Origin of the sequence: Sphingomonas sp. GCM10030256, assembly GCF_042666415.1 — a bacterium.
Lineage (GTDB): Bacteria > Pseudomonadota > Alphaproteobacteria > Sphingomonadales > Sphingomonadaceae > Sphingomicrobium.
Map to the genome: position 1 here is coordinate 1 of NZ_JBHTDI010000002.1, position 15,238 is coordinate 15,238.

Annotated in this window: 12 protein-coding genes and 1 tRNA gene; 4 read left to right on the forward strand and 9 right to left on the reverse strand. The window is 63.5% G+C overall.

The annotated features are described in order from the left end of the window. Window positions 1-246: 246 nt before the first annotated feature. The 3 genes from ACFQPG_RS07790 to ACFQPG_RS07800 all read left to right on the forward strand — a co-directional run bounded on the left by ACFQPG_RS07790 (window position 247) and on the right by ACFQPG_RS07800 (window position 4,703). Window positions 247-1,434, forward strand: coding sequence for an alpha/beta fold hydrolase (locus tag ACFQPG_RS07790; protein ID WP_380811766.1), 1,188 nt, complete (start codon window positions 247-249; stop codon window positions 1,432-1,434). 222 nt (window positions 1,435-1,656) lie between these two features. Beyond that, window positions 1,657-2,994, forward strand: a complete 1,338-nt coding sequence (locus ACFQPG_RS07795) for an MFS transporter (RefSeq protein ID WP_380811768.1) — start codon at window positions 1,657-1,659, stop codon at window positions 2,992-2,994. A 287-nt stretch (window positions 2,995-3,281) separates the two neighbouring features. Continuing rightward, entirely contained in the window at window positions 3,282-4,703 is a 1,422-nt protein-coding gene (locus tag ACFQPG_RS07800; protein WP_380811770.1) for a M20/M25/M40 family metallo-hydrolase, read from the forward strand. Between the two features lie 531 nt (window positions 4,704-5,234). On the opposite strand, the gene ACFQPG_RS07805 is transcribed toward ACFQPG_RS07800, so the two are convergent. The 4 genes from ACFQPG_RS07805 to ACFQPG_RS07820 all read right to left on the reverse strand — a co-directional run bounded on the left by ACFQPG_RS07805 (window position 5,235) and on the right by ACFQPG_RS07820 (window position 9,179). Further along, window positions 5,235-6,314, reverse strand: coding sequence for an amidohydrolase family protein (locus ACFQPG_RS07805; protein WP_380811771.1), 1,080 nt, complete (start codon window positions 6,312-6,314; stop codon window positions 5,235-5,237). A 337-nt stretch (window positions 6,315-6,651) separates the two neighbouring features. After that, window positions 6,652-7,371 carry a LytR/AlgR family response regulator transcription factor gene (locus ACFQPG_RS07810; RefSeq protein WP_380811773.1) on the reverse strand — a complete coding sequence of 240 codons (720 nt, stop codon included), beginning with the start codon at window positions 7,369-7,371 and terminating at the stop codon, window positions 6,652-6,654. Then, on the reverse strand, window positions 7,368-8,441 hold the full coding sequence (locus ACFQPG_RS07815) for a sensor histidine kinase (RefSeq protein WP_380811775.1): 1,074 nt from the start codon (window positions 8,439-8,441) through the stop codon (window positions 7,368-7,370). The genes ACFQPG_RS07810 and ACFQPG_RS07815 overlap by 4 nt, the downstream gene beginning before the upstream one ends. A gap of 135 nt (window positions 8,442-8,576) precedes the next feature. Beyond that, complete coding sequence (locus ACFQPG_RS07820) at window positions 8,577-9,179, reverse strand: TetR/AcrR family transcriptional regulator (protein WP_380811777.1); 603 nt, start codon at window positions 9,177-9,179, stop codon at window positions 8,577-8,579. 36 nt (window positions 9,180-9,215) lie between these two features. On the opposite strand from ACFQPG_RS07820, the gene ACFQPG_RS07825 reads away from it, so the two are divergent. Then, window positions 9,216-9,947, forward strand: coding sequence for a CPBP family intramembrane glutamic endopeptidase (locus tag ACFQPG_RS07825; protein WP_380811779.1), 732 nt, complete (start codon window positions 9,216-9,218; stop codon window positions 9,945-9,947). A gap of 170 nt (window positions 9,948-10,117) precedes the next feature. Here ACFQPG_RS07825 and ACFQPG_RS07830 read toward each other — a convergent pair whose 3' ends face one another. The 5 genes from ACFQPG_RS07830 to hrpB form a co-directional block, all read right to left on the reverse strand. Continuing rightward, window positions 10,118-10,438 carry a hypothetical protein gene (locus ACFQPG_RS07830; RefSeq protein ID WP_380811781.1) on the reverse strand — a complete coding sequence of 107 codons (321 nt, stop codon included), beginning with the start codon at window positions 10,436-10,438 and terminating at the stop codon, window positions 10,118-10,120. 415 nt (window positions 10,439-10,853) lie between these two features. Beyond that, window positions 10,854-10,929: transfer RNA gene (locus tag ACFQPG_RS07835), tRNA-Glu, on the reverse strand. A 158-nt stretch (window positions 10,930-11,087) separates the two neighbouring features. Continuing rightward, window positions 11,088-12,077 (reverse strand): non-hydrolyzing UDP-N-acetylglucosamine 2-epimerase, encoded by a 990-nt coding sequence (gene wecB / locus ACFQPG_RS07840; protein WP_380813076.1) that lies wholly within the window; start codon window positions 12,075-12,077, stop codon window positions 11,088-11,090. Between the two features lie 96 nt (window positions 12,078-12,173). Further along, entirely contained in the window at window positions 12,174-12,455 is a 282-nt protein-coding gene (locus ACFQPG_RS07845) for an ETC complex I subunit (RefSeq protein WP_380811783.1), read from the reverse strand. Between the two features lie 32 nt (window positions 12,456-12,487). Next, window positions 12,488-15,013 carry an ATP-dependent helicase HrpB gene (hrpB, locus tag ACFQPG_RS07850; protein WP_380811785.1) on the reverse strand — a complete coding sequence of 842 codons (2,526 nt, stop codon included), beginning with the start codon at window positions 15,011-15,013 and terminating at the stop codon, window positions 12,488-12,490. Window positions 15,014-15,238 lie beyond the last annotated feature (225 nt).

A 15,238-nucleotide genomic window follows, 5' to 3' on the forward strand; every position in this document is an offset into this window, starting at 1 on the left:
GTCCTCGGTGACCACTGCACAGCTCCAACAAGCGCCCGGCGAGCGGACCTTTGTTCGACTTCGCCTCATGTCTGCGGCTGGTGGGAAGCGGAAAGGCCGCTTTCAGGCTCCAACACAAAGAAAGCAGACGCGGATGAGCGCCGGAGCTAGTTCCCACGCAACCCGCGAGACATGAGCATAGACCGATGCAGACTGCGCCGAAAAGACGCTGGCGCAACGTTGCAGACTCCCTTCCGACCACCGGCGATGGGTCTTGACCAGCTTGGTTTTGCGGCAAAGGCAAGCCACAAGAGCAGGATGAGCTTGCTCCTTCAGATCCTCGCCGCCATTTCGCCCCAGGCTCCCTCCGCCAAGGCCCCCATCGCCAAGGCCCCCATCGCCATGCCGGCACCAGCTGCCACCCAAACGAGGTGGCCCGCTCGTGAAGCCGATTTCCTGATCCGGGACTTCCGTTTCGGCACCGGTGAGCGCCTCTCTAATCTGCGCACTCATTATACCACCCTGGGGAGTCCACACCGGAACGCCGAGGGCGAAATCGACAATGCGGTGATGGTCCTCCATGGTACTGGCGGCACCGGGAAGCAGTTTCTTCAGCCGCAGTTTGCTGATGAACTCTATGGCCCAGGCCAGCCGCTCGACATCAATCGCTACTGGATCATTCTTCCAGACAACATCGGGCATGGCGGCTCTTCGAAGCCGTCCGATGGTATGCGCATGCGCTTTCCAAGGTATGACTACGCTGACATGGTCCGAGCGCAGCATCTGCTTCTGACCAAGGGGCTCGGCGTCCGGCGGATGCGGCTGATTATGGGCACGTCCATGGGCTGCATGCATAGCTTCCTGTGGGGCGAAACCTGGCCTGATTTCGCCCACGCGCTCATGCCGCTGGCCTGCGAACCGATAGAGATCGCAGGGCTCAATCGTGTTTGGCGCCAGCTTCTGATCGACGGCATCAAGGCTGACCCGGCTTGGGCTGGCGGCGAGTACAAGACCCAGCCATTGCATGGCCTGCGGACCGCCGCGTCTATGCTGCTGGTGGCAGGCGCAGCACCGCTCAACCTCCAGGAAGTCTATCCCACGCGTGAGGCAGCGACCCGATACGCACGCCAGCGGATCACCGCATCATTGAAAGGTTTGGACGCCAATGACTTGATCTATCAGGTTGAGGCATCACGGACCTACAATCCATGGCCGAAGCTTGAAAGTATCAAGGCGCCGCTGACATGGGTCAATTCAGCAGACGACTTCATCAATCCGCGTAACCTCAACATCCCCCAGCGAGCTATCATCCGAATGCCGAATGCTCGCTTCCGGCTGATCCCCGAGACAGATGAAACACGTGGACACGGCACTCATACATGGGCTCGGTTCTGGAAATCAGACCTTACCGATCTGCTCAAGCGATCCGAGAGGCCAGCGCGGGTCCAAAGGTGAGCGGCGGCGCCCTTCGCAGCATGTGACGCCGCCAACGTCTGCGATTGGTGGAAAGCGGAACGGCGGGTTTTGGGAGCAGGCAAATCTATAGCAGACGTTCGCCCAGACGAAGTTTCAGCCGGCTCAAGCGCAAAGCAGCCAGTTCGCCCCGCAGCTCGCGGAGCAATCGACTGCACTTATCGAAGTGGACGCGAGCACGCTCAACAAGTTACCTCGCTTATCATGAAGCACGAGCAGGAAGCGGACCTCCCCTATCTGAAGAAGGTCGTTGGAGCGTCGATGGCCGGTACGGTGGTCGAGTGGTACGAATTTTTTCTCTACGGCACCGCCGCAACGTTGGTGTTTGGCAAGCTGTTCTTCCCTGCAACGGGCAACGAGTTAGATGGCGTCATCGCCGCCTTTGCGACCTATGCAGTGGGCTTTGTTGCGCGCCCGCTCGGGGGGGTGGTATTCGGACACATCGGCGACAAGATCGGCCGCAAGTCGCTGCTCCAATTTAGCTTGGTTCTGATCGGCATCTCGACCTTCTTGATGGGCTGCCTACCAAGCTTCGCCACCATTGGTTACTGGGCTCCGGCTCTGCTTGTCCTGCTTCGCTTCGTTCAAGGCTTCGCGCTGGGCGGCGAATGGGGCGGCGCGGTTCTGCTGGTTACCGAGCATAGTCCCAACCGCAGCCGGGCTTTCTGGGGTAGTTGGCCGCAGGCGGGCGTGCCCCTTGGAAACCTGCTTGCGACGGCGATCCTGCTCGTGTTGTCGGCAACCCTTAGCGAGGAAGCTTTCCTATCCTGGGGATGGCGCATCGGCTTCTGGCTCTCAGTCGTGATCGTGGCTATTGGCTACTACATCCGGACCCAGGTCTCGGACTCGCCAATTTTCAAAGCCGCTCGAAAGGAAGTCGAGCAGGAGGCGGTGGCTGGTTATGGGCTGACCGAAGTCTTCCGGCGCTATCCGCGGGGGGTATTCACGGCGATGGGCCTGCGGTTCGGCGAAAACATCCTCTACTACATGGTGGTAACCTTCTCGATCACCTATCTCGCCCATCGACAGGTGGACACGACACGCATTCTGACGCTGCTGTTTGCAGCTCACATTCTGCACGTAACCGCCATTCCCCTGGTTGGAGCACTCGCGGACCGGGTCGGCCGCAAACCGGTCTACATCGCTGGCGCGCTGCTCACCATGGCTTGGCCGTTCATCGCCTTTCCCATGTTTGACACTGGAGCCACTGCGTCCATCCTGGGCGCCATCATGCTCGGGCTGGCCATCCACTCGCTGATGTACGCTTCCCAACCGGCGATCATGGCTGAGATGTTCCCAACCCGCATGCGCTACTCGGGCGTGTCGCTTGGTTATCAAGTTACTGCCATTGTGGCCGGCAGCTGGGCGCCGCTGATCGGCACCGCGCTTCTACGCGAGTACGAGGCTTGGCAGCCTATCGCCTTCTACATTCTCGCTTCCGCGGCCGTGAGTCTCGCCGCAGCCCTCATAATGAGGGAAAGCAAAGGAGCTTCGCTGGAAGCGATCGACGAGGAAGACCGCAGGAAGCTACAGGCAGCATAATCAATGCTGCGCCCGATGTTGGCTCCGTGTCGCGCGAGGTCTCCTGAGCTGTGAGCCGTGTCTTGGCGGCCTTGTCACAGCGGCAAGTGTAGAGCAGCGATACGGCTCAACACGAGAATGCCAGTGGTGGCGGCTCTCACTGGACTTCTATCCCGTATGCGATAAGCCTACACTCGTCAAAAGGGGGAAAGCTCATGGGTCCGGTTCTGCGCGGCATAATAGCAGTTCTTGCGACCTTACCGTTCATCAGTTCGCCCCTGAGTGCGAGAACTCCTGATCGCTCGCAAATGGAAACTGCCGTTAAGTCCGAGCATTCCGCGAACATCAAACGGCTTCAGGACTGGATCGCAAACCCTACGATTGCGGCCGAGAAACTAAATGTCGACAAGGGCGCTGAATACATGCGCCAGATGCTGCTCGACGCGGGTTTTCAGCAGGCGAAAATCGTACCGACCAGCGGTGTTCCGGGCGTCTTTGCGACCCTTGATGCGGGGGCCCCGAGGACGCTCGGCATCTACTTCATGTACGACGTCAAGCAGTTCGATCCCAAGGAATGGTCCTCGCCGCCGCTCGAAGGTAGGATCGTTGATCGGCCAGAGGGCAAGGCGATCATGGGTCGGGGTGCGGTGAACCAGAAGGGGCCAGAGATGGCGTTTCTGGCCGCGCTCCGATCTTTCAAGCAGACTGGACGCAAGCTACCGGTCAACATCGTCCTCGTTGCAGAAGGGGAGGAAGAGATTGCTTCCCCGAACTTCAACCAGGTCATAGCGAGCCCGGATGTGCGCGCCGCTATGAGCAAGGCGGTGGGCGTCTTCATCCCGATGGCCGGGCAGGAGACGAACGGCGCAACGTCGATTGACCTGGGCGCGAAGGGCGCGATTGAACTGCAGCTCATCTCGAGCAGTGAAACTTGGGGCAGAGGGCCTGCCAAAGACATTCACTCGAGCATGATGGCCGTTGTGGAGAGCCCTGCCTGGCGACTGGTGAAGGCTTTGGACACACTGGTGGCGGATGACGGATATACTCCGGCGATCGATGGCTGGTTCGAAAATGTGACGCCGCTCACGGCTCGGCAGAAGGAGCTGATTGCCGAAGGCATTCGCAACTCCAACGAGGCGGAGATCAAGCAGCAGCTCGGCGTGAAGCATTGGATCAAGGACGAGGGTTTCCTCACCAGCGCCATCCGCTTGGCCCAGCAGCCGACAGTGAACATCCAAGGCCTTGTGAGCGGCTACACTGGACCAGGCGGAAAGACGGTCCTGCCCGGTCGTGCTGAAGCCAAGATCGACCTCCGGCTGGTGCCGAACATGACCAAGGATGAAGCAGTATCAAAGCTGAAGGCTCACTTGGCCAAGCGCGGGTTCAGCGACATCGTCGTCAATGTCAGTGGTGGGTACGGCCCGACCGAGACCGACGAGAATAGCCTTTTGGTGCGATCGCAGACTGCTGCTCTGAAGAAGGCCGGAGTCACCTATGCACTTAGCCCGCGCTTGGCGGGATCTTGGCCAGGAGTGACCTTCACTGGTCCCCCGCTGAAGCTGCCTGCAGTCGGGTTCGGTCTGGGCACCGGCGGCGCCGCGCACGCGCCCAACGAATGGTATCTCGTCGAAAGCAAGAACCCGAAGGTAGCGGGCTTCGACGAAGCAGCGATGTTCTATGTCGACTACCTTTACGAACTTGCCGAGGCAGCAGGCACCGCAGCGCGATAGGGCTCAAGGGCCTTCGGTCGCTCTGCCCCATACGTTTTCTTTCTGCCCCGTAGCGGACATCCAGGCTGAGCGTCTGACTTCAACGCGGCCGATCAGCTTGCACCTTCGTAGGGTGGCTTGATGGTGGAAGGCGGCTCGGCAGGCTTCGGGTCAGCGGCATCGAAAAGCCGACGCTCGCTCATGCGGATAGCTGGCGGCTACATTCTGCGCCTGACTGGTGTCCTGTTTCGATCACCGTCCAAGCTCCAAGTCTAGCTCGTCGGAACTCATTACCCCTGCATGAGCCTCCGCTGTACAGAACCGGACGTTCTCCAAGCGCCCGTGGGCCGATGCTCAAGCTGGCCTACCCGAACGCCTGTTTCTGGTGGTAAGCGGAACGGCTGCTTTCGGGTAAGTTGAGGCGAATAGCCGACAGTCGTTCATGTGGAGCAGGCGCCGGCTTAGCGTCCGTCCTGGACTTTCCGGTGCACCTCAGGGCTTTGATTCTCAGCACGTTGAAGGAAGACGGCCCGGTTCACCCTCCCGGCCCCGTCACCTTCGGGCAAGTAGTTCCCCTTGCTTGATCGCCAGTCTGGGCCGGCGAAGGGCACTGAGGTCCTCCAGTGGGTTGCCTTCCAAGGCCACCAGACTTGCTTCGGCACCCTCCACGAAGGTGCCGATGGCGCGATCGGGAAAGAGAACGCGTGCGCTGTCCTGCGTCGCAATCCGGAGCAGCTCATTCCTAGGAATAACGTTCAGCCGGTCCACGCTCTCGATCTCGCCCACGACGGACCCGCCGACATCATCTGAGCCAAAGACGATCTTGACTCCCGCCGCCCTCAAACGCCGAATGTTATCGACATAGTTGCCGCGAATGACAGGCGCGAGTTTGGGTGACTTCTCCAGAGCAAAGCGGGAGATGGCCGTCGTGGTGATGATTGTGACCCGTTGCTTTGCCGCGCCTGCGATCGACACATCGGAAAGACGATAATCCGCTGCCGCCTTGCCCCTGCCGATTTTGTATCCCGGCAGATGCGCGATGATGTCCGCGCCTCCGGCAACTGCCTTGGCGAAATCGTCTGCGGTCTCCGCGTGGGCAACTAGGCGAGCTCCGATCGCGTGAGTACGCTTGGCAATCTCGGGCACGAGGGCGGGATCCATGCCGTTCCTGCCGAACAGGGCCGGGTTCCTGCGATTGGCAGCGTAGTTAGCGCTGTCGATCAGCATGACCTTCACCAAGGCCGGTTTGGCTTTAGCGATCCGGTCCCACCGAGCGTCGAGATCGGCAAGGCTGTCGACAGCCCAATAAGCCTGATCCCGGATGTCTTCGGGCTTGGCCTCCATGCCCGCCGCCTTGTAGGAGTCGAGGGCCATGCCGAGCGGGTGGCCATCGGAGGCGGAGATAAGCGCTTCCACATACATTACGTCGACGGAACCTGGCGTCCCCAGGAAGCTGCGGAACGGACGGATGTCCTCGGGGTTGGCGCCCATCTGACCGCTGTAGAAAATGCCGCTGGCAAGATAGCCGGGAGCGATGCGGCCGGCTAGGAAGGCATTCTGGAGATCGTGGTTGTGCGCTTCGGCGAGCGGCGGGATGACATGGCGACCGCTAAGGTCGACCACCACATCCACCCGAGCAGGCCGGCGGCTCGTGAGCTTTCCTCCAACGGCGTACCACTCCATGGGCCCGAAACTCGACCCATCGAACCAGAACCCGCCTTTTAGGTGCAGGTTGGGCGCAGGCAGCGAACTGGGTGCTGACGTTGCATCATGGCTATAGCTAGGTGCCCCGTGCACCGCTGAGATCGGCAGGAGCAATCCCGCAAGGGCTGCGGCAAGGACCGAGCAATAGGACAAGGAGCGCATCGAAGTTCCTCACGATTATCGTGCGACTGTTCAGCCTCATCCCGGCGGCGCCGGAAAGGGGCTTGGCCTAGGCCGTGCCTTCGATGTCGTGAGCCGGGCTCGGCTAGCGACGTGCCAGGGCGAGCCGCTTCTCGAGCTCGGGACGGTAACTTCGACTCAGCGGGACACGCGCGCCGCTCTTCAGCTTCACGTCACCATCACCATTGCGGCGATCATCGATGTGGCTGACCTGGTCGACCCGCACCAGGGCCGACCGATGCACCCGCAGGAAAGCGGGACCGAGCCGCTGGGTCAGTTCGCCGATGGGCATTCGAAGCAGGTGGACGCTTCCGGCCGCATGGATGCATAGATAATGGCCGGCCGCGTCGACATGGTCGATCGAGGCCAGCGGCACGAAGGTGGTGCGACCTCCATCGCGAACCTCGATGTGATCGGGAACGGCGGGCGGGGGCACTTGAGGAGGACGGCCCAGCGATCGGCGGACCCGATCCAGCGCCCGAGCGAGTCCCTCGGGGCTTGCCGGCTTCAGGAGATAATCGAGCGCCTCCACCTCGAATGCCGGCAAGGCGTGCTGGGGAAAGGCCGTGAGGAAAACGAGCGCCGGGCGCGGCTTCGGCAGCCGCCTTGCAAGCTCGAGGCCATCCATGTCCGGTAGCTGAATATCGAGGAGGGCGAAATCGGGCGTGGCCGCGCCGATGAGCTCGATGCCTTGCGCGCCAGTAGCCGCTTCACCAAGGACTTCAATATCAGCATGGGCACCGAGCAAGCGCACGAGCGCCTCGCGGGCGAGGCTCGCATCCTCGACGATGACGGTCCGGATCATGGACCGCGTTCCGGAGCCTCGGTGAGCGGAAGCTCGAGCGCCACCTCGAAGCGGCCGTACTCGTCCGACGTGTTGAGCTTCGCCGCAGGACCATAGGAGGCGGCAAGGCGCTCACGCACGTTCCGCAGGCCCAATCCCAAGCCGGCGGACCTTGCGCTCCCCGCCGGCCGCGCGTTCGACACCAGCAAGGCCAGCCGCCCTTCCTCGACCTTCGCCGTGATCGACAGCCAGAGACCCGAGCTCATTCGGCTGAGGCCATGCGTGACCGCATTCTCGACGAGTGGCTGAAGTATCATGGCCGGAACCTCCGCCTGCCTGGCTCCGGGATCGATGGAGAGGCGGAGGTCGACTGGTGCAGGCAGCAGAATCCGATGCAACTCGAGGTGGTGCATTATCGTCCCGATCTCCTCGGACAAGGGGACGGCGCCCTGGTCGGAGGTGAGGCTGCTGCGGAGCACGTCGGCAAGGCGGCTGATTGCGGTTTCCGCCAGCTGCGCGTCGCGATGGGCGAGCTGCGCTATTCCTCCCAGAGCGTTGAAGAGGAAGTGGGGATCGATTTGCGCCCGCAGTGCCTCGAGCCGTGCTCGTGCGAGCAGCCGCTCCCTTGTTCTGGTCCGGTCGATGTAGACGATCGTCTGGCCCACCCCCATTACCGCCACGAATGTGGGTACGGAAAAGAAGCCGGTGATCACCGCCGCCCTGGCGACCTGCCCGGGATCGAACTCCAGCTGCTCCGTACTCAGAAGGGTGGCAAAGCTTTGGCCAAGGGCGCTCCCGGCTAGCGAGAGCAGCGGAAGCGCAATGCCTCCGGTCAGGATCAGCACCCCGAGGCTGCGCCCGTTTGACCCAGCTCCGAGCGGCGCACGCCATGCCACGTTCAGCAGCAGGCGGGTTGCCAGCATCCACGGCAGGAAGCCTAGAAGCACGAAGACGAAAGCGGCGGCGACATTCATCTCGCCGCCCGAGCTCATCATAAACGCCGGCGTATAGGCCATCGCAACGAGGGCCCAGGTTACCGCGATGACGCGGCGGGAGGGTACAAGATCGGAAGGCATCTCGTCGGCGATCACTCACGGTGACTAACAGACGCATTGCTCCACGGCCAAACGCGCCACCAACAGTACGATGCGTGCTGCAACGTTCGAGAGACCGACACCGCCCGCCTTCTAACCTGTTCGCGATGGCTCGAGCGGGCTGGCTTCGACCTATGCTTTGGTTGGTAGGAGCCTGAGCACTTCATCCTCTATGGAGTCCGGTAAGTTCTGCAGTGCTCCATCCAAAATCAGGCGAGCATAGCCGTGGATCATCGACCAGGCCGCGATGATGGAGGGATCAGGCACATGTGGAGCGGTTCGGACCGGGACTGCCTTACCCGTCGCTGCCCGTTCCAGAACGTTGAAGGCTATCCGGCCAGCTTCCAGGTAAGCGGCATCATCCGTTTTCAACAACTCGCGATTCCACATGATGGAGAAGATGGCCGGGCTTTGCTTCGCAAAGTCGATGTAGGCGGCACCGAGCGCCTGTAACCGGCACGAGGTCTGCGCAGCATCTCCGGCACGAGCGAGATGCTCGGCCATGCGGGAGAAGCCCTTCGCAGCAACAGCTGTCAGCAAGCCGCTTGCATCTTTGAAGTGGTGAGCTGGAGCGGCCGGCGAAACACCCGCCCGGCGCGCGGCCTCACGCAAAGAGAAGCCAGCCACCCCCTTCTCGGTGAGGATCTGCTCTGCGGCAAGAACCAGCGCGCTTTGGAGATCGCCGTGGTGATACGGGCGTGCATTGGACTTGACACTGTTAAGTTGAGCGGGCATCTGGTATCTATACGGTGTTCAGATGGAGTTGCAACTATGATCTCGATTGCTGCTGCCAGGCCCTCCGAAGCCGCTTCGCAAGCCCCTGTGGCCTTGGCGGGATCGATCGTCCTTTCGGGTGTGGCGGTCGTCGCCATGTCTGTCTTCAGCACAACGGAATCCCTGAGTGGCGACCTCCTGCACAGATTGGGTGTGCCGCTTCGCATGCTTGTGCTGTTCTCCTTGGCCACGGTCTGGCTTCGTGCAAGCCGCAGCAGCTGGCGGGCGGTTGGTCTGCGCAGGCCAGCGAGCATGGGCAAGGTCGCCCTTCTCGTGATCGCCGGCTACGTTTCCGTTGGTGCTGCGTTTGCCTTGCTGACCGGAGTTGTCCTTCCCATCCTCGGCCTCACACCTAAGACGGCAGAAGCCTTTTCGGGTCTGACGGGCAATACTGGCCTCTACATCTATCTTCTCGTCGTCGTCGCTTGGGGCTCGGCTGCGTTCGGTGAAGAGCTGGTGTTTCGTGGATTTCTGCAGAGCCGGCTCGAACTGGTCTTCGGCACGACCCGTGTTCCTGCCGTGCTGGCGGTGCTGACCCAAGCAGTAATCTTCGGAGCCCTTCACTCCTACCAGGGTGCTGGCGGCGCCATCACGGCGGGAACCACGGGTTTGATCATCGGCCTTGTGTACATCGCAGGCGGTCGCAATCTCTGGGCGCCCATCATTCTTCACGGTCTGATCGATACAGTGAGCCTCAGCGCAATTTATTTCGGCGTGGCTGGCAAGTGATCATGTCCAGGTTGTGCAGCTGTCCTGCCAGAGCCGACCCTCCGCTTACGGCCACTTGCCGACGCAGATGCTGGCCGCTGCTGGCCGCACCCCGACATCTGCTTCTGGTGGGAAGCGGAAGGCCCGCTTGCAGATCTTGAGATGCATGAGTGTCTGATCTTAGGTCGCGACTACGTTATCGTAGGTGATGCGCGGACGGAGGCGGGCATCGTCGCGTCGCGATCTCGATAAGGCACAGCATGGTCAAGTTCGAGAAAGTCCGTCACGCGAGCGTAGAACAGCGCGGGGTCCGACGGGTCCTGATCGATCCTCTCAACGCGCGCTACCGCGACATAGGCCTTACGGCCTCCGTAGGATCCGGTCTCGCGATAAAGGATCCAGTCGCCGATGAAGCGCTGGGCCACGCGGAGATAGATCCGAGGAAAATGGTAGCGCTCGGTGATGAGATCGTCGTAGCGAGAGGTGCCGCTTATCTCGAATACGCCCTTCATCCCAAACCTCGCGTTACCAACGGTCCAGATGACTTGTGCGGCGGGCGGGGCTCCATCGCAAGAACGGCATTGAGGGAGCGTCCGCGCGCCCTAATCGAATTGCATTGGGTAAGTCGAAGGCAGCTATGAGCCCACCGCCTCTGATTTCGGGCCTTTCAAATGACGATCCGGTCGGCGTGGGGCTAAGTCTCACTTACCGGTTCAGACTGAAGCTTCGCGACCAGTCGGTTGTTCCGCTTGGCGGCAACATAGCTTCGCCCAGGCTCTTCAGCTTCCGGAGAGGGCGCCAGGGGCACCCGAGCTTGAGTGGTCAAAGGCCGTCATCGTCCACGGATGTCCGGGCGAATCTCGGCATGTTTATAACCGAAGTATTACCGAGATTTGCGGCTCACCGCGCCTAAGGCACTGATTCTGCTGGTGACCCCTACGGGACTCGAACCCGTGTTTTCGCCGTGAGAGGGCGACGTCCTAGACCGCTAGACGAAGGGGCCAAAGCTTTGGCGAGCGGCGCATATGGCGAGGGTGGCGGTGCTAGTCAATCACGCGATCAGCCGGTCTGCAGGCACCTTGGCCTTCCCGAGTACCGCAGCGATGATCGCAGCAATCCGGTCCGCCGCATGGCCGTCGCCATAGGGCAGGGCGGGGGTGCTCATCCGGGCATAGGCGTGAGGGTCGGACAGTAGCCGCTTGGTCTCCGACAGAATTTTTCGGAGCAACTGCCGACCAGTAGCATGTTGCCGCTGACTACGCCCTCCGGCCGCTCGGTCCGGTCGCGCAGGACCAGCAGCGGGGTGCCGAGCGCGGGCGCTTCTTCCTGAATGCCGCCGGAATCGCTGAGGATCAGGCTTGCCGAGCGCATGGCGTCGATCATTCCGCCGTGGTCCAGCGGTGCACACAACCGCACGCCGTACAAGCCACCGAGGCGTTCGTGGATGCGAGCGGCCATTGCGGGGTTCGGCGGGACGAGGAAGTCGATGTCGATGCGGTTCTCCGAAGCGAGTTCGGCAACGGCTTGACTCACTCCATCAAAGGCGGCGCCCCAATTCTCCCGTCGGTGACAGGTGACAAGCAGCCGCGACCGCCCCTTGACGGCACTGAGGCGAGGCACGGGCACACGCCCGAGCCGGTGGCGAAGGGCGTCGATAGCGGTATTGCCGGTGACGTGGATGGCGCCTGGGACTGCCTCGGCCCGAAGGTTGGCCGCACTCGTCTCGGTGGGAGCGAACAGAAGTGCCGCGCTGCTGTCGATGGCGAACCGATTGCCTTCTTCCGGCCAGGGGAGGGTGAAGTCGAAACTCCTCAGACCCGCTTCGACATGGGCGACCGGAACGCCTCGTGCGAAGGCGGCCAGCGCTCCGCCCAAGGCGCTTGACGTGTCGCCCTGCACGATCACCAGCGCCGCTCCGCGAAGATGGGGAGCGCAGCGCTCAGCGACTTGCGCGGCATGCTCGTGAGGGTCGGGCTGGCCGGGGCAGGCGAGCCTGATCGTCGGGAACCGGTGAAGCCCGTAGGCGGCGGGGTCGAGACTGGGGTGCTGACCGGTCAGGAGCAAGGTCGGGGTGAGGCCATGCGCCTGTAAAGCCAGGACGACTGGCGCTTGCTTGATGGCTTCGGGACGAGTGCCGATGACGGCCAGGATGGTGCGCGCAGCAACAAGCGCTCCAGCAAGGAAACGCGATCCGGCCGGGCGGTCCTGCGGGACTAAGTCCGTTTTGGCAAGCGAAGTGGAGTGAACCTAGCGGAAGTTGTCGGCGTAGGCCTGCAGCTTCAGCGCCATCGGGGGCGCGGGAATGACGTGGTATTCGAACCCGTGCTTCTCGCAATAGGCGACTGCAGCGTCCCTGGTGTCGAACGACAGGCGCACCTGGGTCTTCGTATCGCCGGAGCCCGGCCAGCCCATCAGCGGATCGTGGTGCTGCGCCTGGGAGCGCTCGAACTCCAGCGACCAGGTGCCGGCCTTGGCGCGTCCGGACTGAGTGGTCTTGCGGCTGTTCTCGATGATGCGGGCGACGGTCATGAGGGGCGAAGTGGCGCAGTTTTCCCGATTGTTCAAGCCGACGCGCGCTTGGTGCGGAGCGTAGGCGGAGCGGCTGCCGGATCGTCCGGCCAGGGATGCCGGGGGTAGCGGCCGCGCATCTCCTTGGCGACGTCGCGCCAGGAGCCGGCCCAGAAGCTCGGCAGGTCGCGGCTGGTCTGGATCGGCCGGCCGGCCGGCGATGTGATGGCAAGCGTCAGCGGGACCCGGCCAGTCGCCAGCATCGGATGAGCGGTGAGGCCGAACAGGGCCTGGGCTCGGACTTCGACGGACGGCCCGCCGGGAGCGGAGTAGTCAATCGCGTGATGGCTTCCGGCCGGGCTGGCGAACTCGGCCGGAGCGAGACGGTCCAGGCGGCGCTTGCCTTCGTATTCGAGCAGGTTGTCGAGTGCGACGCGGAGTGCGGACGGATCAATGTCGCCGAGGCGGCGCTTGCCTGAAAAGAGCGGCGGGAGCCATTCGTCGAGACGCTCCAGCAGCGCCTCGTCATCAAGAGCAGGGATGCTCGGGTCGTGAGCGGCTGCAAACGCAGCCCGGTGGCGGAGCTGCCGAACAGTTTCGCTCCAGGGCAGGAGCGCCAGGCCGTGCTCGCGAACGCCGTCCAGCAGGGCCCGCTCGATGGCTGAGGGATCGGGCTTCGGGTCGGGGCCGCTGGCCAGGCGGATCGCGCCAAGCCGGCGGCTGCGGGTCGGTGTGACCGAGCCGGTTGCCGGATCGAAGGCGCCGTCGTGCCGGGTCTCGATGCGCTCGCCGAACAGGGCCAGGACGTCGGCTTCGTCGATCGCGGCGGCGGAGAGAATCCGGGCGCCACTTGCGGCTCCGGCGACTTCCGCGACGGCGAGCCATTGCGAGCGGGCTAAGGGCGAGGCGGGATCGAGCCGGAAGCCGCGGCCGCCGACGGACTGCCAATGCTCCCCGGATGGATCGCGGCGGCGGGAGAGGCGGTCGGGGAAAGCGAGGGCGGCGGCTTTGGCGATGTTCATTGCAGAACCGCTCGTCCCGAGCGAAGTCGAGGGGCGTTCTTCGGCGGAGTCGCCGTTCAACGCCCCTCCACTACGGCCGCTGGCCTCCGCTCGGGACGAGCGGGACTGATGCTCCCAACGCTTCGCCATCCGGCGTGCACCCTCCGCCCTTGGTGAACGATCGCCCATCCACCGGCGCCAGCGCAATTCCAGATCCGGCTCGTTCCCGCCAAGCCCGCGCTCGGTCAGCAAAGCGGCGGCCTCGGCAGCGGCCTGGCCGAAACCGCGACCGGTGGCTTCGATCAGCATGTGGGCGAGGCGCGGCTCGAGGGACAGCCGGGCGATGGCGCGGCCATGATCGGTCACCCGGCCGTCCGCATCGATCGCGCCGAGCGTGCGGAGGCGGGCGCGCGCTTCATCGAGCGCAGCGGGGGGCGGCGGATCGAGGAAGGGCAGGCGCGTCGGGTCACCCTCGCCCCAAAGCAGGCAGGTCAGCAGCAGGCTGGACAGGTCGGCCTCGAGAATTTCGGGCGGATCGTGCGCGGGGAGGGACGCGGTGGCGGCCTCTTCCCAAAGGCGGATGGCAACGCCGGGTCCCTGGCGAGCGGCGCGGCCGGCACGCTGGGTGATTGCGGCGCGGCTGGCCCGCTCGGTGACCAGGCGGGTGAGGCCGGCGCCGCGGTCGTAGCGGGGGCGGCGGGCAAGGCCGCTGTCGACCACGATCCGGACGTCGTTCAGCGTCACGCTGGTTTCGGCAATGCTGGTAGCGAGAACCAGCTTGCGGGTCTCGGGCGCGGGCTGCGCGAGGGCGGCGCGCTGGGCAGCGGGTTCGATGCCGCCGTGAAGCTTGTGGAGGATCACGTCCGGCGGGAGCGGGCCGAGGGCGGTGGCGGTGCGCTCGATCTCCGCGACGCCCGGGAGGAAGGCAAGGAGAGAGCCTTCTTGGTCGGCTAAGGCGCGGCGGCAGGCGGCGGCGACTTGCGGCTCAATTCGCACAGCCGGATCGCGGCCGACGTGGTGCAGAGCAAGAGGATAGCTCCTGCCCTCGCTCTCGATCCGCGGCGCATCGCCAAGCAGTCGCGCGAAGCGTTGGCTGTCGAGAGTGGCCGACATGGCGAGGATGCGCAGGTCGGGGCGGAGCGCTTCGGCGGCGTCGAGGGTCAGCGCGAGAGCGAGATCATTGTCGAGGCTGCGCTCGTGGACTTCGTCGAACAGGACGGCGGAGACTCCGGCAAGCTCCGGGTCGGCCTGGATGCGGGACAGGAACACGCCGTGGGTCATTGCGATCACACGGGTGGACCTGCCCGCACGGCTGTCGAGGCGGGTCTGGTAGCCGATCGTCTCGCCGGGATTCTGGCCGAGTTGCCGGGCCATGAACTCGGCCGCGGCGCGGGCGGCGAGGCGGCGGGGGACCAGGAGCAGGATCTGGCCACTGCACCAATGCTGGTCGAGCAGCGCCGGTGCGACCGCGGTGGTCTTGCCCGCGCCGGGCGGCGCGATCAGCAGCGCGCGCGGGCTGTCCGCGAGGGCGGCGAGCAGGTTGGCAAGGACGGCAAGGATGGGAAGATCCGCAGTCATCGCGCCCGCGAATGTTCACAATGTTCACGGTAACACGCTCGGATTTCTGCGCTTCGGCTTGGGAGCCTCAAAGGAAATTTCATGAAGCTTGCGCGATCAGCCTGCATGCCCGCCCTTTGGCAGATCGCGGGCCTGTAGGACAGGTGACTGTCCGCTATGGGTGGGAAGCGGACATCACGCGCTTCCAAATCGCGAGTTGCTGAGGACGTTTCTTAACCACAGCAG

What these genes read in the sequence shown, in the direction of transcription:
- ACFQPG_RS07790 (WP_380811766.1), top strand. Translation starts at nt 247, where the DNA reads ATGGGTCTTGACCAGCTTGGTTTTGCGGCAAAGGCAAGCCACAAGAGC.
- ACFQPG_RS07825 (WP_380811779.1), top strand. Translation starts at nt 9,216, where the DNA reads ATGATCTCGATTGCTGCTGCCAGGCCCTCCGAAGCCGCTTCGCAAGCC.
- ACFQPG_RS07810 (WP_380811773.1), bottom strand. Translation starts at nt 7,371, where the DNA reads ATGATCCGGACCGTCATCGTCGAGGATGCGAGCCTCGCCCGCGAGGCG.
- hrpB (WP_380811785.1), bottom strand. Translation starts at nt 15,013, where the DNA reads ATGACTGCGGATCTTCCCATCCTTGCCGTCCTTGCCAACCTGCTCGCC.
- ACFQPG_RS07830 (WP_380811781.1), bottom strand. Translation starts at nt 10,438, where the DNA reads ATGAAGGGCGTATTCGAGATAAGCGGCACCTCTCGCTACGACGATCTC.
- ACFQPG_RS07820 (WP_380811777.1), bottom strand. Translation starts at nt 9,179, where the DNA reads ATGCCCGCTCAACTTAACAGTGTCAAGTCCAATGCACGCCCGTATCAC.
- ACFQPG_RS07795 (WP_380811768.1), top strand. Translation starts at nt 1,657, where the DNA reads ATGAAGCACGAGCAGGAAGCGGACCTCCCCTATCTGAAGAAGGTCGTT.
- ACFQPG_RS07800 (WP_380811770.1), top strand. Translation starts at nt 3,282, where the DNA reads ATGGAAACTGCCGTTAAGTCCGAGCATTCCGCGAACATCAAACGGCTT.
- ACFQPG_RS07845 (WP_380811783.1), bottom strand. Translation starts at nt 12,455, where the DNA reads ATGACCGTCGCCCGCATCATCGAGAACAGCCGCAAGACCACTCAGTCC.